Annotated in this window: 8 protein-coding genes; 4 read left to right on the forward strand and 4 right to left on the reverse strand. The window is 43.9% G+C overall.

All coding sequences use genetic code 11. From position 1 onward, the window contains the following. Positions 1 to 22: 22 nt before the first annotated feature. A complete protein-coding gene (locus tag QZT69_RS18415; RefSeq protein WP_294680062.1) occupies positions 23 to 676 on the reverse strand; it encodes a rhodanese-like domain-containing protein in 654 nt (217 codons plus the stop codon). A 231-nt stretch (positions 677 to 907) separates the two neighbouring features. Between QZT69_RS18415 and QZT69_RS18420 the strand changes: the two genes are divergently transcribed. The 4 genes from QZT69_RS18420 to QZT69_RS18435 all read left to right on the forward strand — a co-directional run bounded on the left by QZT69_RS18420 (position 908) and on the right by QZT69_RS18435 (position 17,733). Then, positions 908 to 3,133 (forward strand): gliding motility-associated C-terminal domain-containing protein, encoded by a 2,226-nt coding sequence (locus QZT69_RS18420; RefSeq protein ID WP_294680069.1) that lies wholly within the window; start codon positions 908 to 910, stop codon positions 3,131 to 3,133. Continuing rightward, positions 3,126 to 4,550, forward strand: coding sequence for a PorP/SprF family type IX secretion system membrane protein (locus tag QZT69_RS18425; protein ID WP_294680086.1), 1,425 nt, complete (start codon positions 3,126 to 3,128; stop codon positions 4,548 to 4,550). Before QZT69_RS18420 ends, QZT69_RS18425 begins: the two co-directional genes overlap by 8 nt. A 69-nt stretch (positions 4,551 to 4,619) precedes the next feature. Continuing rightward, entirely contained in the window at positions 4,620 to 11,234 is a 6,615-nt protein-coding gene (locus tag QZT69_RS18430) for a choice-of-anchor L domain-containing protein (RefSeq protein WP_294680094.1), read from the forward strand. A gap of 274 nt (positions 11,235 to 11,508) precedes the next feature. Beyond that, positions 11,509 to 17,733, forward strand: a complete 6,225-nt coding sequence (locus tag QZT69_RS18435) for a PKD domain-containing protein (protein WP_294680110.1) — start codon at positions 11,509 to 11,511, stop codon at positions 17,731 to 17,733. A 92-nt stretch (positions 17,734 to 17,825) separates the two neighbouring features. On the opposite strand, the gene QZT69_RS18440 is transcribed toward QZT69_RS18435, so the two are convergent. From QZT69_RS18440 to QZT69_RS18450, 3 genes are all read right to left on the reverse strand, one after another. Next, positions 17,826 to 18,329, reverse strand: coding sequence for a DinB family protein (locus tag QZT69_RS18440; protein ID WP_294680125.1), 504 nt, complete (start codon positions 18,327 to 18,329; stop codon positions 17,826 to 17,828). 142 nt (positions 18,330 to 18,471) lie between these two features. Beyond that, positions 18,472 to 19,155 carry a YafY family protein gene (locus QZT69_RS18445; RefSeq protein WP_294680129.1) on the reverse strand — a complete coding sequence of 228 codons (684 nt, stop codon included), beginning with the start codon at positions 19,153 to 19,155 and terminating at the stop codon, positions 18,472 to 18,474. Continuing rightward, complete coding sequence (locus QZT69_RS18450; protein ID WP_294680136.1) at positions 19,152 to 20,558, reverse strand: FAD-linked oxidase C-terminal domain-containing protein; 1,407 nt, start codon at positions 20,556 to 20,558, stop codon at positions 19,152 to 19,154. Before QZT69_RS18450 ends, QZT69_RS18445 begins: the two co-directional genes overlap by 4 nt. Between the last annotated feature and the right edge of the window lie 59 nt (positions 20,559 to 20,617).

Consider the following 20,617-nt stretch of genomic DNA (forward strand, 5'->3'; position numbering starts at 1 on the left):
AACGAGAATTCACAAATTCCCTTTACTCCAGTAAACTCTTCAGGTCCTCCTTCGAACAAACTCCCGTAATACGTCCTGCTTCCATTCCGTTTTTATAGACGATAAATGTTGGAAATGCGTCTGCACGAAGGTCTTTGGCTAATTGCGTTTGAGTTCCTCCATCGACATAAATTACCGGATATTCTTTTGATATTTCTGTAATTATTGGACTCATCTTTTTGCAGGGCGGACACCATTCTGCTCCAACATCCACGAGTACCGTTTTGTCTTTAGGAAGAGAAGTCATAAACTCGGATAGAGGAATCGCTTTAACTTCCTTTTTGCCGGAAACAGGAAGATCTTCCAGGTTCCAGGCATTTATTCCGCCACGAAGATTAATCACCCTTTCAAAGCCCTCTTTGATCAGCCACTTTTGGGCTGCAGCACTTCTGGAACCGGCTAAACAATAGATATACAATGGTTTGTGCTTGTCCAGTGAAGCTGTCCGCTCTTTGAATTGCTCGAAATTGTTCCAATCAGCTTGAAAGGCACCCTCAATATGCCCCAGATTATACTCTTCCGGAGTACGAACGTCCAATAACTGGTTCTGTTTGTTCTGAATCGAGTCTAAAAACGATTTAGCATCCAATTCTCCACGCTGTGAAAACAGGTGAAATGAAATTGTTAATAAAATCAATAATGGAATTTGCTTTGTGAAATATTTTTGATATATCATTGACCATCAGTTATAATATGTACACTGAAACAAGGGGTTTGTTGGATTATATCCGGCTTTTGGAAACCAAATACCCTTTTTCGACGTAAATGTACATATTACGCATTTGGATTACATTTAAAAAACTGTTAATTTCGATCTGGATAATGTTAGAAAATTCAATATAATACTGCTTATCAACACGTATACCCTATGTTTCGTCGATACTTATTTTTGTTGACCATACTTGCCGGATTTTCTTCTATAACAAGAGCTCAGGACGTTTGGTTACAAAATCACTTTTCTCCAAATTCCGGTTGTTCATTGTCGAATATAGAGACGGTAACTGTTTTGGTTAACAATAATTCCGCCACCACCATGACCTCCAATACCATTCAGGTATATTACAGTGTGGATGGAGGAACGGTTGTGAATCAGCCTTTATCTTCCAATTTGACAGCGGGTGCTTCCTGGAATTTTAGTTTTTCCCAAAAAGCAGATTTGTCAGCTTGTGGTGCGCATATATTGAAAGTCTGGGTTTCCAGGCCCGGTGATGTAAACCACCTCAATGATACTTTATTGTGGACTGTTCAGAATGACTGTCCGATTGTTCCCGGAACCGTAACTTCGGATATTACTGTTTGCGAAGGGGCAAATGCAGGAACACTATCACTTTCAGGTTGGTCTTACGGAACAATTACCGGTTGGGAATCTTCCACGAATGGTGGAACAACCTGGACACCGATAGCGCCGGCAGTAACAACACCTTCCTACGCGTATACGAACGTGACGCAGAATACGCAGTACCACGTATTGATTGATGGCGGATATTGTCCGGATGCAATCTCAGCTTATGCTACGGTGTCAGTTCAAACGCCTCCGGTTGGAGGAACCATTTCCGGATCAGATTCTTTGTGTGAAAACGTGGCTAACGGTGTACTTACACTTTCCGGAAATAACCAAACTCCGATTCAATGGGAATACTCTACGAACGGAGGTGGAACCTGGACAAATGTTACAAGTACACTTACAACCTATAATTACACCGGACTTACCAGTACAACCATTTACCGTGTGCTCGTAGATGGAGCAATTTGTTCGGATGCTTACTCCGATACCGCAATGATCTATGTGGATCCGGTTTATGCACCTACCGTACTTGTGGGAAGTGATTCTTTGTGTATTACCAATGCTACAGGCTTTATCACTGCAACAGGTGCTTTCGGTCCGATATTGAATTGGGAATATTCGATAGACAATGGGGTAACCTGGACAGGTACCGGAAGTAATCCGACCAGTTTGGGATATACCAACATTACCCAGACAACTTATTACCGAATGATCACTGAAGGCGGCCAATGTCCGGATGTTGTTTCGGATACAGCAATTATTTATGTTCAGCCATTACCTGTTCGACCAACCATAGGACCTTCCGATACCGTGTGTGCTTCGGCTGTTGCCGGAATTCTAAACATGACGGGTATGACTACACCTGTTCTGAATTGGGATTTATCAACGAATGGGGGAACAACCTGGACTCCAATTCCAAGTAGTGCAAGCACTTCATACGATTATACAGGGCAAAATGTAACAACTATGTACCGTGCTCTGTTAGAAGGAGGTTTCTGCCCGGATTATTATTCGGATACAGCCATTATTAAATTAGATTCGGCACCGGTTGTTGGAGTTTTGAACCAAAGCGGAAGTGTTTGTGAGTACCAGGTTGAAGACCTGCATCTGGTTGGATCGGCTGCAGATTCTTTGTTTTGGGAGTACTCGACAGACAATGGTGTAACGTGGCAAACGATAGCAAATTCCGATACGATAGATTATACCACTTTTTCAATAGTAGAAGATGTTTTGTTCCAGGTAACAGCATTGAATGGCGTTTGTCCGCCAGCCGTTTCCAATCAGGTTACCATAACCATGCTGCCTTTACCTGTTGCCGATGCGGGTAACGATACATCCATCTATTTGGGAGAATCAATTACGTTAAATGGTTCTGGCGGCGTTACAGGTATCTGGATGCCGGGAGCAACACTTTCAGACTCTGCAAGTGCAAATCCTGTTGCAACACCGTCTATAACAACGACCTACTCATACTATGTAATTGATGCAAATGGGTGTTTCGGAGGAGACTCCGTTCTAATCACTGTTATGGACCCGATCCAGTTTAATATTCGCAATGTCATTACCATGAATAATGATAATGTGAATGATACCTGGAATATTACGGGGGTTGAATTTTTCCCGATGACGACTGTTAAAGTGTTTAACCAATATGGTAAAATTCTTTATGAGAGCGAAGATTACAAGAACGACTGGAATGGTAGTTTTAACGGTTCTAAATTGCCAAATGGAACCTATTACTATGTTGTTATGAAGGGTGGAACAGAAGAAGAATATAAAGGAACAATTACATTATTAGGAAATGAATAAACTACTACTACTACTTTGTCTTTGTTTTTGCTGGGGAAGTATATATGGACAACAAGTTCCGTTCTACAATCATTACCTGATAAATCCATTTGTCTATAATCCGGCTTCCACAGGGGCAAGTGATTATGTCAATGCGAGTTTCGTTCGCAATCAGCGTTATTCATCTTTTGGTTCTACAGCAGTAAATAATTACCTTACAGTTGAAGGCCCCATAGCGAAAGGAAATATGGGATTGGGACTAATCGTTGCGCATCAGAACCAGGGAATTCAGCAGCAGTTAATGTCTAGCCTGAATTACAGCTATAAATTGAAAATCAATGAAAATAACAATATCCGTTTCGGAGTTTCCGCCGGTGTATTGGATAATCGCATTGATTATAACCAAATAAATGCCGAGGATATTGATGATCCTTATTTAACGGGATTGAGACCGACAGCACCTACTTTCGATATGAATGTTGGGTTGATGTATAACTGGAAAGATTTGAGAATTGGTATTTCTGTTCCTCAGATTATCGGTGGAAAAGTCAAATATGCCCGCGAAAAAAGCCGTGGATATTACCAGTTGGAAAGACACTATATGATGTCGTTGGAATATGATTTCCACGTAACTGAAAAATTCATTATTCGTCCGAATGCTGTTGCGAGATACATGCCGAACGTTCCTTTTCAATACGACGGAACGGTAATGGCAATGTATAATGATGTGATCTGGGCTTCTGCGACCTATAAATCGGATTACGCAGTTCAATTTAATGCAGGGGTCCGTGTTTTTGATTTCCTGAGAGTGGGTTACAGCTATGAATTATTGATCGGTTCTATCAAGACATACAATACGGGAATGAACCACGAATTATTCTTAGGGTTTTCCTTTAAAGGAAAGCGAGAGAAAGAAATTCAGGTAGTAGAAAAAGAAGTTCGTGTAACCGATGATTTGGCAGCAAAACAGCGTGATTCGGTTCAAAGATTAAAGGATGACCTGGAAAATCAGTTGAAACGTTTATTGGAAGAACGAGCTGAGAAGGACCGTTTGCAAAGAGAGAAGGATTCTTTGGCAAATTTGGCTAAGGTCGAAAAGCCTGTTCCTGTTGATACCGTAAAACCGAAGGTTGTTACCACTCCTGAAGTCATTCCGGTTGCAAAAGGGTATAGCTTCGTGAATCTGGATAAGAGCCAGTCTCCGGATGGATTCTATGTTATTACGGGAGTGTTTTCGAACAGGCAGAATGCGGATCAGATGCTTTCCAAAAACCTGAGTGAATATCCTGGGTCATACCTGGTTATTAATGAGTCAAATAATTACTACTATGTGGTTATCTTGTATTCATTGGATCAGGAATTGGCTTCGAAGACCTTTAATGACTACAAAGCAAAGAAGAAACAGAAAGTTTGGATTTTAAATTATTTGAAAAATTAATTAGTAAATAAGGATTAGATTACGGCAAGAACAGCATGTTCTAATTTATACCAAAAAACACCCATGACTATGAAGATATCTACTGCTTTTAAATCAGTTAGCATTGTTTTTGCATGCTTACTCGCGGTTTTATTTGGACATTTTACCACGTATGGACAAATAACATTAACCCAATCTACTGCAAATGCTTATGTAGCAGCAATTTGTGGTCCGGGAATTACATTTTCAAATGTGACTCTTACCGGTGACGTCGGAGCTATTGCTCAGTTTGGAGGCGGTACATCTGCTGGTATCGGTGCATCGATGAATTCCGGTATCGTAATGAGTACCGGGTATGTGAATACTGCAAATGCACTTCAGGGAGGTCCCGGAACTTTTGTGTCTTCTGATAATAATGGAATAACTATTGCTGAATTAAATACCATTGCAGGTGCCACTGCCAGAGATGGTATTATTTTGGAGTTCGACTTTATTCCTATAACGAATAATATCAGTGTAAACTATGTGTTTGGATCGGAAGAATACAACGAATTCGTTAATTCGGGGTATAACGATGCTTTCGCATTTTTCATCAGCGGTCCGGGAATTGGTACACCGACAAACATTGCAGTACTTCCTCCAACAACCCCCGTTACAATTGATAATATCAATAGTTTTACAAATACAGGTTCTTATCGGAATAATGAAACATTGAACAACAATAACGTTATGGATGGTTATACTGTTCAATTAACAGCTTCGCGTGCTGTGCAAGCTTGTCAAACCTACCATATTCGTTTGATGATTGCAGACGGGGGCGACCAAGTTTATGATTCCTGGGTATTTATTCAGGAAAACGGATTATTTGCTGTAGGTAATCCGCCTGTTTCATCTGTTACATCAAGTGGAGCAGGACCAGGTATTTTTCCGGAAGGTTGTAATAACAATACAATGACTTTCTCAATACCTGCAGCACAGGCAGCAAACTTTTCTTTCAATGTGACATGGACAGGTACCGCAACTTCGGGGGTTGACTACGCAGCATTACCGACTACGATAACTATTCCTGCCGGCCAGACTTCTGTTACAATCCCTGTGAATGTTACCCTGGATGGTATTGCTGAAGGAACAGAAACATTGATCTGTAATTATCCGGAAACGGTATGTATTCCCGGTGCAGCAATTGTAAATATTATTGATGGCAATCCATTGACAACCGTTGCCAGTGCAGATGCATTGATATGTACAGCCGGTGGAAGTGTACCGATTTCGGCAACATCCTCAGGTGGAACAGGTACTGTAACCCTTACCTGGAATAATGGAGCAGGAACAGGGACCCCTGTAACAGTTGCCCCAGCTACTACTACAACGTATACGGTTACAGCAACCGATCAATGTGGAAATACGGCAACAGATCAGGTAATTGTTACAAACGGAACACTAGCAGCTCCAACAGTGACACCAACTGCCGAATCATGCGCAAATTATAATAATGGTTCTGTAATTATCAACAACCCCGCAGGTAATGGGCCGTATACGGTAAGTATTTCAGGACCGGCAACCGGATCTGTCGTCGAAGCAAATACTGCCGGCGCTACGGCCAATTTTACAAATCTTCCTGATGGTAATTACAATTATATCGTCACCGGTGCAAACGGATGTACAAGAACAGGTACCTTTACTATTGGAGTTGGACCTGTGTGTTGTGGAGTAACTGTTGCTGCGTCAAATGTAATTTGTGGAGGTACAACCACCGGTTCAGCCACCGCTACACCAACAGGTTTAGCACCGTTTAGTTATTCCTGGACAGGCGGACAAACTTCCCAAACGGCATCCAGCCTTGGGGCCGGTTCTTATACAGTTACAATGACCGACAACTCGGGCTGTGTTGCCACAGCAAACGTTGTGATTACCCAGCCTGCTGCTTTAAGCGGTACACTGACACCAGTCAATGTTACTTGTAACGGTGCCTGCAACGGAACAATCACGGTAGCGGCATCGGGCGGTACACCGCCTTATCAGTACAGCATTAATGGCGGTCCTTTCCAGGCTTCCAATACCTTTACGGGATTATGTAACGGAACGTATGCAGTGACTATCAGAGATGCGAACAACTGTACGATTCTCCTGAACCAGAATATTACCCAGCCTGCAGTATTGAACCTAACACAGAGTGCTATTACTCCGGCAACCTGTGGAGCAAATAACGGATCTGTAACGGTTGCACCAACCGGAGGTACAGCACCATATACTTATACTATTGATGGAGGAGCCAGCCAGGCAGGTGCTACTTTCAACGGATTGACAGCGGGAACGCATAACGTTGTAGTTACGGACAACAACGGTTGTACCAAGAACTTATCCATTACGATCACTTCTTCGAACTCACCTGTTGCCTCGATCCAGAGCCAGAACAATGTAAGTTGTTTCGGTGGTGTGAACGGATCTGTGATTATCGGTGTTGCAGGAGGTTCATCACCGTTTACTTATTCCTTAAACGGCGGACCAGCCCAGGCCTCAAATACATTTACGAACCTTACAGCAGGTACTTATACCGGAACAGTTACGGATGCTAACGGCTGTTCGGGAACGGTTACCATTACCATTACAAGCCCTCCTCAGCTGACTTTTACAACAACAGCTACAGCCGCTTCGTGTAACGGAGTATGTGACGGGCAAATCCAGATCACAGCATCAGGAGGAACAGCACCTTACCAGTATTCATCCAATAACGGGATTACTTATGCGCTTGCCAACCCAATAACAGGTTTGTGTGCAGGAGTTATTAACGTGGTGGTGAAAGATGCCAACGGGTGTTTGACCAACTCGGATGTTACAATCACACAGCCGGCACCGGTATCAGCAACTTTTGTTAAAACCGATCCGATCTGTAACGGAGCCTGCGATGGTACGATTACCGTCACAGCATCAGGCGGAACACCTTTATACCAATACTCATTGAACGGCGGTGCTTTGCAGCCTGGAAATACAATTACAGGAGCGTGCGGAGGAAATAACACGATCCTTATCCAGGATGCCCAAGGATGCCAGTTTACTTCGGTACAAAACCTGGTGGATCCTCCGGGATTCGGAATTGATACAACAGTTGTGGTAGAATCCAACTGTGGATTTAACAACGGGGAAATTACAGTAGTAGCTAACGGAACCAACGGTCCTTTCACTTACTCAATGGACGGCGGTCCTTTCCAGTCGAATGGTACTTGGACCAACCTTTACGGAGGTGCTTATGAGATCACAGCAGTCGATGCCCTTGGGTGTTCCGAGTCAGTATTCTTCGGGATCAATGATATTGAGATGCAGGGTATTGTCTTAATCCAGACTGATGCGAACTGTTTTGGTGTACCGGATGGAACTATCGAGGTAACAAACGTAAGCGGAGCGCTTCCGATTACCTATGAATTAGACAACTCAGGAGCAACACAGTTCAGCGGATTCTTCCCGAGCCTTGCATTTGGTTCCCACGTAGTAACAATTTCAGATGCAGGTAACTGTGTTTTTACAATCCCATTCATAACCGATGAACCGGCCGAGATCCAGTTTGATACCGATCTTACCAATATCAGCTGTAACGGCGGGAACAGCGGAGAAATAGAGTTTATCAATGTAACCGGGGGAACGGGTGCGTACCAATACAGTATTGATAACGGGGCCACTTTCCAAACAGGAACAACCTTTACAGGACTTGCAGCGGGTACTTATGAATTGGCTGTAACGGATGTGAACGGATGTATGGTAAATGCAACAGTTACACTTACCCAGGCTCCTGCATTGGCAATGGCAACAACGATCTTTGATCTGGCTTGTTTTAATGACGCATCGGGAGGTATCCAGATCGGAGCTACCGGAGGAACAGGAGCTTACCAGTACAGTATTGACAATGGGGCGACCTTCTCTCCAATTGAATCATTCTTTAACCTGGATGCAGGAACTTACGACTTAATTACCCAGGATGCAGCCGGATGCCAGATTACAGGCACAGCAACGGTAAACGAGCCATCACAGCTGACAGCAACCTATACACCGGCCAATGCGCAGTGTTTTGATGCTTGTGACGGAGAAATCGTTGTTGCAGCATCAGGCGGGACTGCACCCTATGTCTACAGTCCTGACAACGGGTTGAACTATTATGTATCACCGACCCTTCAGGGCTTGTGTGCCGGTAATATAGACCTTCAGGTTAAGGATGACAATGGTTGTTTCATCACCGCAGTTCAGGTTATCGGCCAGCCAAGCCAGGTTACATTGAATGCAGTACCAACGGATGAGACCTGTGCAGCTTCTAACGGTCAGATCGTGATCACGGGATCAGGCGGAACCGGAGCATATACTTACAGTATCGACAACGGAGCCACTTACAGCGGAATAGCTACTTATACGGGTTTACCTGCAGGAGCTTACGATGTATTTATCCAGGATGCTAACAACTGTCTGGCAAGTACATCCGTTTCGATTTCGAACCAGGCATCACCGATTATCATCGGAGCTGCAGTTCAGAATGTGACATGTAACGCGGCATGTGACGGTCAGCTTCAGGTGACGGTATCCGGCGGAACGGGAGCGATCAGTTATTCAATCGGAACGCCTCAGGCAGGATCGCTGATTACGAATATTTGTGCAGGCACTTACACCTTAACGATTACGGATGCAAACGGTTGTACGGATACAGATCCAGTTACGGTAACAGAACCGGCACCACTTACAGCTATCGTTACTCCAACGGCACTGACATGTTTCAACAACAACACCGGAGAGATTACTTTCAATGCATCCGGCGGAACAGCACCTTACAGTTATAGTACAGATAATGGGGCGTCGTTCAATAACCAAACTAACGTTCAGCTGTTGAATGCAGGTAATTACAATACAGTTGTGCAAGATGCTCATGGATGTATAATAAATACAATAATTACAGTAACCGAACCGGCTCAATTAGTTGTTCAGAATATTGCAACGAATGATGCGAGCTGTTTTGGATTGTGTGATGGAGATGCAACTGCAACTGCGGGAGGAGGTACAATTCCTTATGATTATACCTGGTCGAATGGAACTGCTGGGCAAAATACAACGAATGGATTATGTGTAGGTTCCTACGATGTTACGGTTGAAGATGCGAACGGATGTACAGCTATTCAAAATTTTAGTATCACAGAACCGCCATTATTGGTGATTACAAGTACTGATGTTACTGATGCTTTGTGTAACACGAGTTGCGATGGTATTGCCACAATTAATTCTCCGTTTGCGGTTAGTTACAGTATCGATAATGGGGTGACTTTCCAGCCATCAAATACATTCAATGGCCTTTGTGCCGGTACATACAATGTCCAGGTACAAGATGCGGCCGGTTGTTCCCAGTCAGGGACAGTAACAATAGGTGAGCCGCAACCATTGGTTCAGGGAGCTATTCCGGAAGACGGATTACTGATTTGTTATAACGGTAACGGGACTATTTCAGCTAATGCAACGGGAGGAACAGCACCTTACTACTTTGTATGGAATACAGGTGATACAACTCAATACCTGAATGTGAACTTAACTGCTCCGGCAACATTTACATGTACCGTTTATGATCAGAATGGATGTGTAGCTGCAAACGTAATGAGCGCTGATGTGGGAATTATACCATTGTTTTCCGCCTCAGTAACAACGCCTCTGACTGTTTGTCCGGGTGACACAATTACTTTTACAGCTTCAGGTTCGGATGGTTTACCGGGAGCAGGAGGATTCCCTTACGTTTATCAATGGTTCTCGTCTCCGGATTTTACACCTATCGATTTGGGGGAAACATATACGTTCGCACCTTCAGGAACTGATACACTTATTTTGGTGGCTCATGACGAATGTTTTACTTATGATACATTAACCGCAGTTGTAAATGTGCTGCCGTTACCGAATGCAGTGTTTACATTAGATCCTGCATCAGGATGTTCTCCTTTACCTGTTGAATTCAGCTTTCAGCAAGGTTCCGCCGGTTTGATAGCGGGGGCAAATTGGGACTTCGGTGATGGTTCAACCGAAAGTGGAACATCAGCTTCGATTTTTCATACATATGATTCTGTTGGGTGCTATGATGTGTCAGTTGAAATCACAACTATTGATGGATGTACAGTTGATACAACAATGCTTAATGTAGCTTGCGTGTTCCCGGATCCTATTGCGGACTTTACCTGGTCGCCGGTACCGCCTACAACAGTTAGTTCTACGGTACACTTTTATGATAATTCGGAGAATGCGTCCGAATATGAGTGGGATTTCGGAGCTTACGGGTCTTCAACGCTTGAAAATCCAATAGTGAGCTACGGTGATGTTGAAGCAGGCAGCTACCAGGTTTGTTTGATGGTTACTTCACCGGAAGGATGTGTAAATGAGATTTGTAAACCAATCGTATTTATTGAAGAATTCCTGATATTCGTACCGAATACATTTACTCCGGACGGAGATGAGTTCAACAATATCTTCAAACCGGTTATTCCCACTGGAATGGTTCTGGATGACTATACTTTTATAATCTATAACAGATGGGGTGAAGTATTATTCGAATCACACGATATACAATTCGGATGGGATGGTACATACCATGATGCTTTGGTAAAAGAAGGGGTTTATACCTGGACAATTGTTGCTAAAGGCGGAGATGATAAAAAGATGCGCAAGTTCGAAGGCCATGTAAATATGCTGAGATAGAAGTTCCAAAAGGTATTTTGCTTGCGATACTCATTTTGGTAAAAGGATTTAGTAAAATATAATTAACTAATTAAGAGGCGTTTTAGAAAGTTCTAAAACGCCTTTTTTTATGCGTTTAAATCCTAATGAATATTCGTGTCGTATTTAGTTATGAAATCCAACAATTATTTATATAATTGTAGAGCCTCAGCTTGAAATTATATAAATAATTAACAACTTAAGGCAACCCTTTATGAAAACTACAGTCAATACATTGAACTAGAACTCTATAACTATGAAAAGAACTACTACTTTCAGATCAATCTGCAGTTTACTGCTGTTATTGTTCACTTTGGGGTTTTCAACAGTATCCATTGCTCAATTTCCGGGATGTCCGGCAATCAATGCTGGTCCTGATCAAACACTTCCTTGTTCTACACCATGTACGAACTTAACTGCAACTCCATTTGCTACGGGTGCAACAACAACCTATTCGGTAAGTTCCATTCCTCATACACCGCCAATTGCTTATAATCAAGCGGGGGGAACAGCTGTTTCGGTTGGAACGGATGACGTTTGGTCAAACCCGATTTCTTTACCGTTTAACTTTTGTTACTATGGAACGAACTATACGACAATTAATGTTGGTTCGAATGGTACCATTCAATTCGGTGGAGGTACGGCAGGAGGATCCTTTAACCCTTGGTCATTTACTGCAAGCTGCCCAAGTACAGCTTTAAGTGCCGCCGGTGATGTTTTTGGAGTTTACCATGATATCGATCCATCATATGGAGGAACTGTGAAATGGTACTTATTAGGAACAGCTCCATGTCGAATTTTTGCGGTAGCTTTTAATAATCTTCCTCATTTCTCAGGCAGTTGTAATACCAGCCAGTTTTCAACAACGATGATGGTATTGTATGAAACTACGAATGTGATCGATATTTATGTTCAGGAGAAAGATATTTGTACTGGCTGGAATGGTGGTCGGGCAATTATTGGTATTCAAAACCCTGCAGGTACTGCGGGAATTGCTGCGCCAGGTAGAAATGCAGGTGCAAACTGGACCGTGTCAACTCCTGAAGGATGGAGATTTACCCCTACAGGGACACCTAATTACTCGGTGGCCTGGTTCCAGGGGGCAACTCAAATCGGTACAGGAAATACCATCAACGTTTGTCCGACAGGAACAACAACTTATACTTCAGTAGTTACTTATAATCGATGTGACGGAACTACTGTTACGGCAAATGATGCTGTAACGGTTAACTTCTCGAATTTAACTCCACCGACTGTTACACCAACTGCCGAATCATGTGCAAACTATAATAATGGTTCTGTAATTATTAATAACCCGGCCGGTGCCGGGCCTTATACCGTCAATATATCCGGACCCGCAACCGGGTCTGTCGTCGAAGCAAATACTGCGGGCGCTACCGCCAATTTTACGAATTTGCCCGATGGAAATTATAGTTATACAGTCACCGGTGCAAATGGCTGTACAGCCAGTGGAACGTTTACGATTGCACCTGGACCCGTTTGTTGTAGTGTTACAGCTGCAGGATCCAACGTTGCCTGTAACGGAGCAACCACCGGTTCAGCCACCGCTACACCAACAGGTTTAGCACCGTTTAGTTATTCCTGGACAGGCGGGCAAACTTCCCAAACGGCATCCAGCCTTGGGGCCGGTTCTTATACAGTTACGATGACCGACAACTCGGGCTGTGTTGCCACAGCAAACGTTGTGATTACCCAGCCTGCTGCTTTAAGCGGTACACTGACACCAGTCAATGTTACTTGTAACGGTGCCTGCAACGGAACAATCACGGTAGCGGCATCGGGCGGTACACCGCCTTATCAGTACAGCATTAATGGCGGTCCTTTCCAGGCTTCCAATACCTTTACGGGATTATGTAACGGAACGTATGCAGTGACTATCAGAGATGCGAACAACTGTACGATTCTCCTGAACCAGAATATTACCCAGCCTGCAGTATTGAACCTAACACAGAGTGCTATTACTCCGGCAACCTGTGGAGCAAATAACGGATCTGTAACGGTTGCACCAACCGGAGGTACAGCACCATATACTTATACTATTGATGGAGGAGCCAGCCAGGCAGGTGCTACTTTCAACGGATTGACAGCGGGAACGCATAACGTTGTAGTTACGGACAACAACGGTTGTACCAAGAACTTATCCATTACGATCACTTCTTCGAACTCACCTGTTGCCTCGATCCAGAGCCAGAACAATGTAAGTTGTTTCGGTGGTGTGAACGGATCTGTGATTATCGGTGTTGCAGGAGGTTCATCACCGTTTACTTATTCCTTAAACGGCGGACCAGCCCAGGCCTCAAATACATTTACGAACCTTACAGCAGGTACTTATACCGGAACAGTTACGGATGCTAACGGCTGTTCGGGAACGGTTACCATTACCATTACAAGCCCTCCTCAGCTGACTTTTACAACAACAGCTACAGCCGCTTCGTGTAACGGAGTATGTGACGGGCAAATCCAGATCACAGCATCAGGAGGAACAGCACCTTACCAGTATTCATCCAATAACGGGATTACTTATGCGCTTGCCAACCCAATAACAGGTTTGTGTGCAGGAGTTATTAACGTGGTGGTGAAAGATGCCAACGGGTGTTTGACCAACTCGGATGTTACAATCACACAGCCGGCACCGGTATCAGCAACTTTTGTTAAAACCGATCCGATCTGTAACGGAGCCTGCGATGGTACGATTACCGTCACAGCATCAGGCGGAACACCTTTATACCAATACTCATTGAACGGCGGTGCTTTGCAGCCTGGAAATACAATTACAGGAGCGTGCGGAGGAAATAACACGATCCTTATCCAGGATGCCCAAGGATGCCAGTTTACTTCGGTACAAAACCTGGTGGATCCTCCGGGATTCGGAATTGATACAACAGTTGTGGTAGAATCCAACTGTGGATTTAACAACGGGGAAATTACAGTAGTAGCTAACGGAACCAACGGTCCTTTCACTTACTCAATGGACGGCGGTCCTTTCCAGTCGAATGGTACTTGGACCAACCTTTACGGAGGTGCTTATGAGATCACAGCAGTCGATGCCCTTGGGTGTTCCGAGTCAGTATTCTTCGGGATCAATGATATTGAGATGCAGGGTATTGTCTTAATCCAGACTGATGCGAACTGTTTTGGTGTACCGGATGGAACTATCGAGGTAACAAACGTAAGCGGAGCGCTTCCGATTACCTATGAATTAGACAACTCAGGAGCAACACAGTTCAGCGGATTCTTCCCGAGCCTTGCATTTGGTTCCCACGTAGTAACAATTTCAGATGCAGGTAACTGTGTTTTTACAATCCCATTCATAACCGATGAACCGGCCGAGATCCAGTTTGATACCGATCTTACCAATATCAGCTGTAACGGCGGGAACAGCGGAGAAATAGAGTTTATCAATGTAACCGGGGGAACGGGTGCGTACCAATACAGTATTGATAACGGGGCCACTTTCCAAACAGGAACAACCTTTACAGGACTTGCAGCGGGTACTTATGAATTGGCTGTAACGGATGTGAACGGATGTATGGTAAATGCAACAGTTACACTTACCCAGGCTCCTGCATTGGCAATGGCAACAACGATCTTTGATCTGGCTTGTTTTAATGACGCATCGGGAGGTATCCAGATCGGAGCTACCGGAGGAACAGGAGCTTACCAGTACAGTATTGACAATGGGGCGACCTTCTCTCCAATTGAATCATTCTTTAACCTGGATGCAGGAACTTACGACTTAATTACCCAGGATGCAGCCGGATGCCAGATTACAGGCACAGCAACGGTAAACGAGCCATCACAGCTGACAGCAACCTATACACCGGCCAATGCGCAGTGTTTTGATGCTTGTGACGGAGAAATCGTTGTTGCAGCATCAGGCGGGACTGCACCCTATGTCTACAGTCCTGACAACGGGTTGAACTATTATGTATCACCGACCCTTCAGGGCTTGTGTGCCGGTAATATAGACCTTCAGGTTAAGGATGACAATGGTTGTTTCATCACCGCAGTTCAGGTTATCGGCCAGCCAAGCCAGGTTACATTGAATGCAGTACCAACGGATGAGACCTGTGCAGCTTCTAACGGTCAGATCGTGATCACGGGATCAGGCGGAACCGGAGCATATACTTACAGTATCGACAACGGAGCCACTTACAGCGGAATAGCTACTTATACGGGTTTACCTGCAGGAGCTTACGATGTATTTATCCAGGATGCTAACAACTGTCTGGCAAGTACATCCGTTTCGATTTCGAACCAGGCATCACCGATTATCATCGGAGCTGCAGTTCAGAATGTGACATGTAACGCGGCATGTGACGGTCAGCTTCAGGTGACGGTATCCGGCGGAACGGGAGCGATCAGTTATTCAATCGGAACGCCTCAGGCAGGATCGCTGATTACGAATATTTGTGCAGGCACTTACACCTTAACGATTACGGATGCAAACGGTTGTACGGATACAGATCCAGTTACGGTAACAGAACCGGCACCACTTACAGCTATCGTTACTCCAACGGCACTGACATGTTTCAACAACAACACCGGAGAGATTACTTTCAATGCATCCGGCGGAACAGCACCTTACAGTTATAGTACAGATAATGGGGCGTCATTTTCTACCCAGACAAATGTCCAGTTCCTGAGCGCGGGTACTTACAACACGGTGGTTCAGGATGCAAATGGCTGTTTGGTGAATACGAACATCATAGTAACCGAACCGGCTCAATTAGTTGTTCAGAATATTGCAACGAATGATGCGAGCTGTTTTGGGGTATGTGATGGGGATGCAACCGCTACAATTGCAGGTGGTACAGCACCATACAACTATTCCTGGTCGAATGGGGCAACCGGTTCGAACACGACGAATGGGTTATGTGCAGCTTCTTACAGTTTAACAGTTACAGATGATAACTTGTGTACGGCTGTTCAGAGTTTTAATATCTCGGAGCCACCGTTATTAGTGATTACCAGTACAAGTGCAACTGATGCATTGTGTGATGGAGACTGCAATGGTACAATTACGATTAATTCAAATCTTGCAACGGGATATAGTGTTGACAACGGAGCGACTTTCCAACCGTCAAATACATTCAATGGCCTTTGTGCAAACACTTATACTATCCAGATCCAGGATGCGGCAGGATGTACACAATCAGGTACAATTACAGTTGGACAGCCTCAGCCATTGGTTCAGGGAGCTATTCCGGAAGACGGATTACTGATCTGTTACGATGGTTACGGTACGTTATCAGGAAGTGCAACAGGTGGAACAGCTCCTTACTACTTTGTATGGAATACAGGTGATACAACTCAATACCTGAATGTGAACTTAACTGCTCCGGCAACGTTTACATGTACGGTTTATGATCAGAACGGGTGCGTATCGAATGCTCAAAGTGCTGATGTGACTGTAAGACCACCGTTTGTTGCTTCTGTAACAACTCCAGTATCAGCTTGTCCGGGACAACCGGTTACAATGACTGGTTCCGGAGTAGATGGTTTGCCTGGTTATACCTACGAATGGTTGACAGAAATAACACATGATACTTTGTCAACCGGGACATCTTATACCTATATTCCGAATGGATCAGAAACGGTATTGATGGTTGCCCATGACGAGTGTTACAGATACGATACATTGCCGGTAACAGTTCAGGTTTACGCATTGCCTAGTCCTGAATTCGTGGTAGACCCTGCATCCGGATGTTCTCCGCTTACGACTGGATTTAGCTTCCCTAACGCAACAGCTGGTTTGGTAACAAGCGCTCAGTGGACTTTCGGTGATGGAGCTACGGGAACAGGTACAACTGTATCACATGAATATATTCCTGTCGGATGTTACGATGTGAGTGTGCAGATCACTACTGCTGAAGGCTGTGTAACGGATACAACTATGCAGAATGTCGTATGTGTCGTACCTGATCCTATTGCGGATTTCACCTGGTCACCGGTTCAGCCGACAACCATCAATTCAACGGTTCATTTTTATGATAACTCAGAGAATGCAGCCGCTTATGAATGGGATTTCGGAGCTTATGGAACTTCAACACTGGAGGACCCAACCGTTAATTACGGAGATATTGAAGCCGGAAGTCAGCAAGTTTGTTTGATGGTTACTTCACCGGAAGGATGTAGAAATGAGATTTGTAAACCAATCGTATTTATTGAAGAATTCCTGATATTCGTACCGAATACATTTACTCCGGACGGAGATGAGTTCAACAATATCTTCAAACCGGTTATTCCTCCGGGAATGGTTCTGGATGATTATACTTTCAAAGTTTATAACAGATGGGGAGAAGTTATGTTCGAATCACATGACGTAGAATTCGGATGGGATGGAACCTACCATGAAGTACCGGTAAAAGAAGGGGTTTATACCTGGACAATTGTTGCTAAAGGCGGTGGTGACAAAAAATCCCGCGAGGCCGAAGGTCATGTCAATATGTTGAGGTAAGTTCTGGCTAAGAAATAATAAAAACCAATAGAGGCGCGATTAATCGCGCCTCTATTGGTTCAATAGCATTGGTTAATCCAACATCTTGAGAGTTATGACTGGAATTCAGGGTAGTCAGCTGTCGGTCCGTAACTCTGAGGTACAGGAATGTTCAGCATCCTGTAATTGACACCCAATTGCGCCCGGTGATGTATAGTTTGATTATGAGCCACTCGCACGATTTCTTCTTTTGTACTATCCGAATAAATCTGATCTCCATTTCGAAGAACCCATCTTTCATCAAATACAGAATCATTGGCATTCTCCAGAGCATTCATCCCTTTTGACACGCACTCATTGAAGTAAGTCATTGCTTCTTCAACCGAATTCAATTGCTTGGGATTGTAAGGAGTTTTTTCAAAATCCAATTCATCGGTTGTTACCGCCATTTCTGCCCAAAGAGGCAGATCGATAACATGTAAGAGGATATCACCGATTTTCATGCTCTTTTCATGTACCTGGTAATCTTTTTTGTCAAAAGGGAATGCCTCAATGAATTTTCGGGTAGTTGCTGCTTCAGCAGCTAATTGCGCTTGTAATTGCTTTTTTCTTGTCATGATTTCTAATTTTTATACAAAGAAAAGGCAGGCCACTGACAACCCTATGGCAGTCTGTTTTTCAATTCAAAATAAAAATGCAAAAGATTAAATAATGTTCAAATTGAACGTTTAAACTCTTTGAACTTTTTCAACCCTTGAACTAATAGTTCACCGGAAGTTTATAAGCGCTGAGAGGAATATGATCACTTACTTCAAAAGGAGATGTGGTTTTGCGGAGTGCTTTTATGCGTTCAACTTTGAAATCCCGGTAATCCTTACGCAATTGACAATAGCCTATCAAATGCCATGAAAAAGCATAGAAAACCAAGCCGATCGGTTCAATAGTCCTTTCCAGCCGTTCATCTTTTAAACTCTGATAAGTGATTTTAATTTGGGTTTGTTCGGTTATTGCATGCTGGATTTGTGCCAGGTATTCAAATTCGAAAGTAAGCCTCTCCGGAAGCTGTAATTTAATACTTTCATCCAGTATAGCTATTTTTTCTTTATCAACTTGCTTTAGAACTGACCGGATCTTTGTAATTGCATTGTCGAATGTTGCCTGTATCGATCGGTCTCCGAAGCCTCCAATCAAAGATTGGGACAATAATAATGCATTAGCTTCTTCCAGTGTAAATGAAACCGGTGGAGTAAAGTAACCCGGTATGATGAAATAACCTTTGTTCGGCTCGAAGCTAACCGGAATTCCAGCTTCACCAATCGCTTTGATATCTCTGTAAACGGTACGCACACTAATCTCGAATTTCTCAGAAATGCGTTCGGCGCTGACAAACTTACGGGATTGAAGCAGGGTAACGATGCCAAATAAACGGTCTACGCGATTCATCTCTTTGCTGGTATTACTTTTCCGGGGTTCAATAAATTCTTCGGATCAAAGACTTGTTTGATCGAGCGCATCAGGTCAAGCCCGATTTCACTGAAAGCCAAATCCATATATGGAGTCTGCACCAAACCGATCCCGTGTTCCCCGGAAATGGTACCGCCCAAACGGACTACTTCTGCGAATAGTTCGCGTATAGCATGAGGAAGCTGATTGTTCCAGGTGTCATCATCCAGGTTATCTTTGATAATGTTTACATGCAGATTTCCGTCTCCGGCATGCCCATAACAAACCGATTTGAAACCGTATTTCTGCTCCAGTTCTTTGACTTTCTTAAGCAGCTTCGGTAATTCATTTCTTGGGACCACTGTATCTTCCTCTTTATAAATGGAATGCGTTTTTACAGATTCTCCGATCTTTCTTCTCAAGCGCCAGAGACTTTCTTTTTGAGCCTCCGTTTCCGCAAAAAGTATTTCATCAATGTCGAACTGCTCTACAAGCTCCATGATCTTTTCACATTCCTGCATTAAAACTTCTAAATTGAATCCGTCTAATTCGATCAGTAAATGTGCATCCTGGTCATCCTTGAGTAAATTTGGGGCATCATCTACATACGGACTTGTAAATAAGATGGCATCCCGGTCCATGTATTCCAATCCGCTTGGAATGATTCCGGCCATGAAAATCTTACCGACTGCTTCACATGCCTCAATACCACTTCTGAAAGGAATCAGTAACAGCAAATCATGCGTAGGATGAGGGATTAAGCGGAGAACGATCTTCGTCACAACTGCCAGCGTTCCTTCACTTCCGATGATCAGCTGGGTCAGGTTATAACCGGTTGCATTCTTAATGACATTTGCCCCGGTCCAAAGAATATCACCGTTCGGGAGAACAACTTCCAGGTTCAGTACCCAATCTTTGGTGACCCCGTATTTGACCGCTTTGGGTCCGCCGGAATTCTCAGCAATATTACCACCAATAAAACAAGAACCTTTGGAAGCGGGGTCGGGAGGATAGAACAAACCAACGGCCTTTACTGCATTTTGAAGCTCCTCGGTTACAACTCCCGGTTCGGTGGTCACCTGGTGGTTTTTCTGATCGATTTGAACGATCTTGTTCATGCGTTCCAGGCTCAAAAGAACTCCGCCGAGGTTTGCCAGCGCACCGCCGCTTAGACCGGTTCGCGCCCCTGAAGGTGTTACAATCAGCTCATTATCATAACAGTACTTCATGATGGCAGAAACTTCTTCCGTGGTTTCGGGTTTTACAACAACAGCAGGGTAGAACACAAAATCCTCCGTGTGGTCCGAGGCATATTTTGGATCAATGCCTGTTCCCGTTTGAACACGGTCTTTCAGCAAGTTTTTAAAAAAATGGATGTGTTTTTCTTCTAAACCTTCTGTCATTGTGCGGATTTTCAGTAAAAGTAGCGAATGTTTATGAAACTTATAAAAACAGAACCGCC

Origin of the sequence: uncultured Fluviicola sp. (assembly GCF_902168135.1) — a bacterium.
Taxonomy (GTDB): Bacteria; Bacteroidota; Bacteroidia; order Flavobacteriales_D; family Crocinitomicaceae; genus Fluviicola.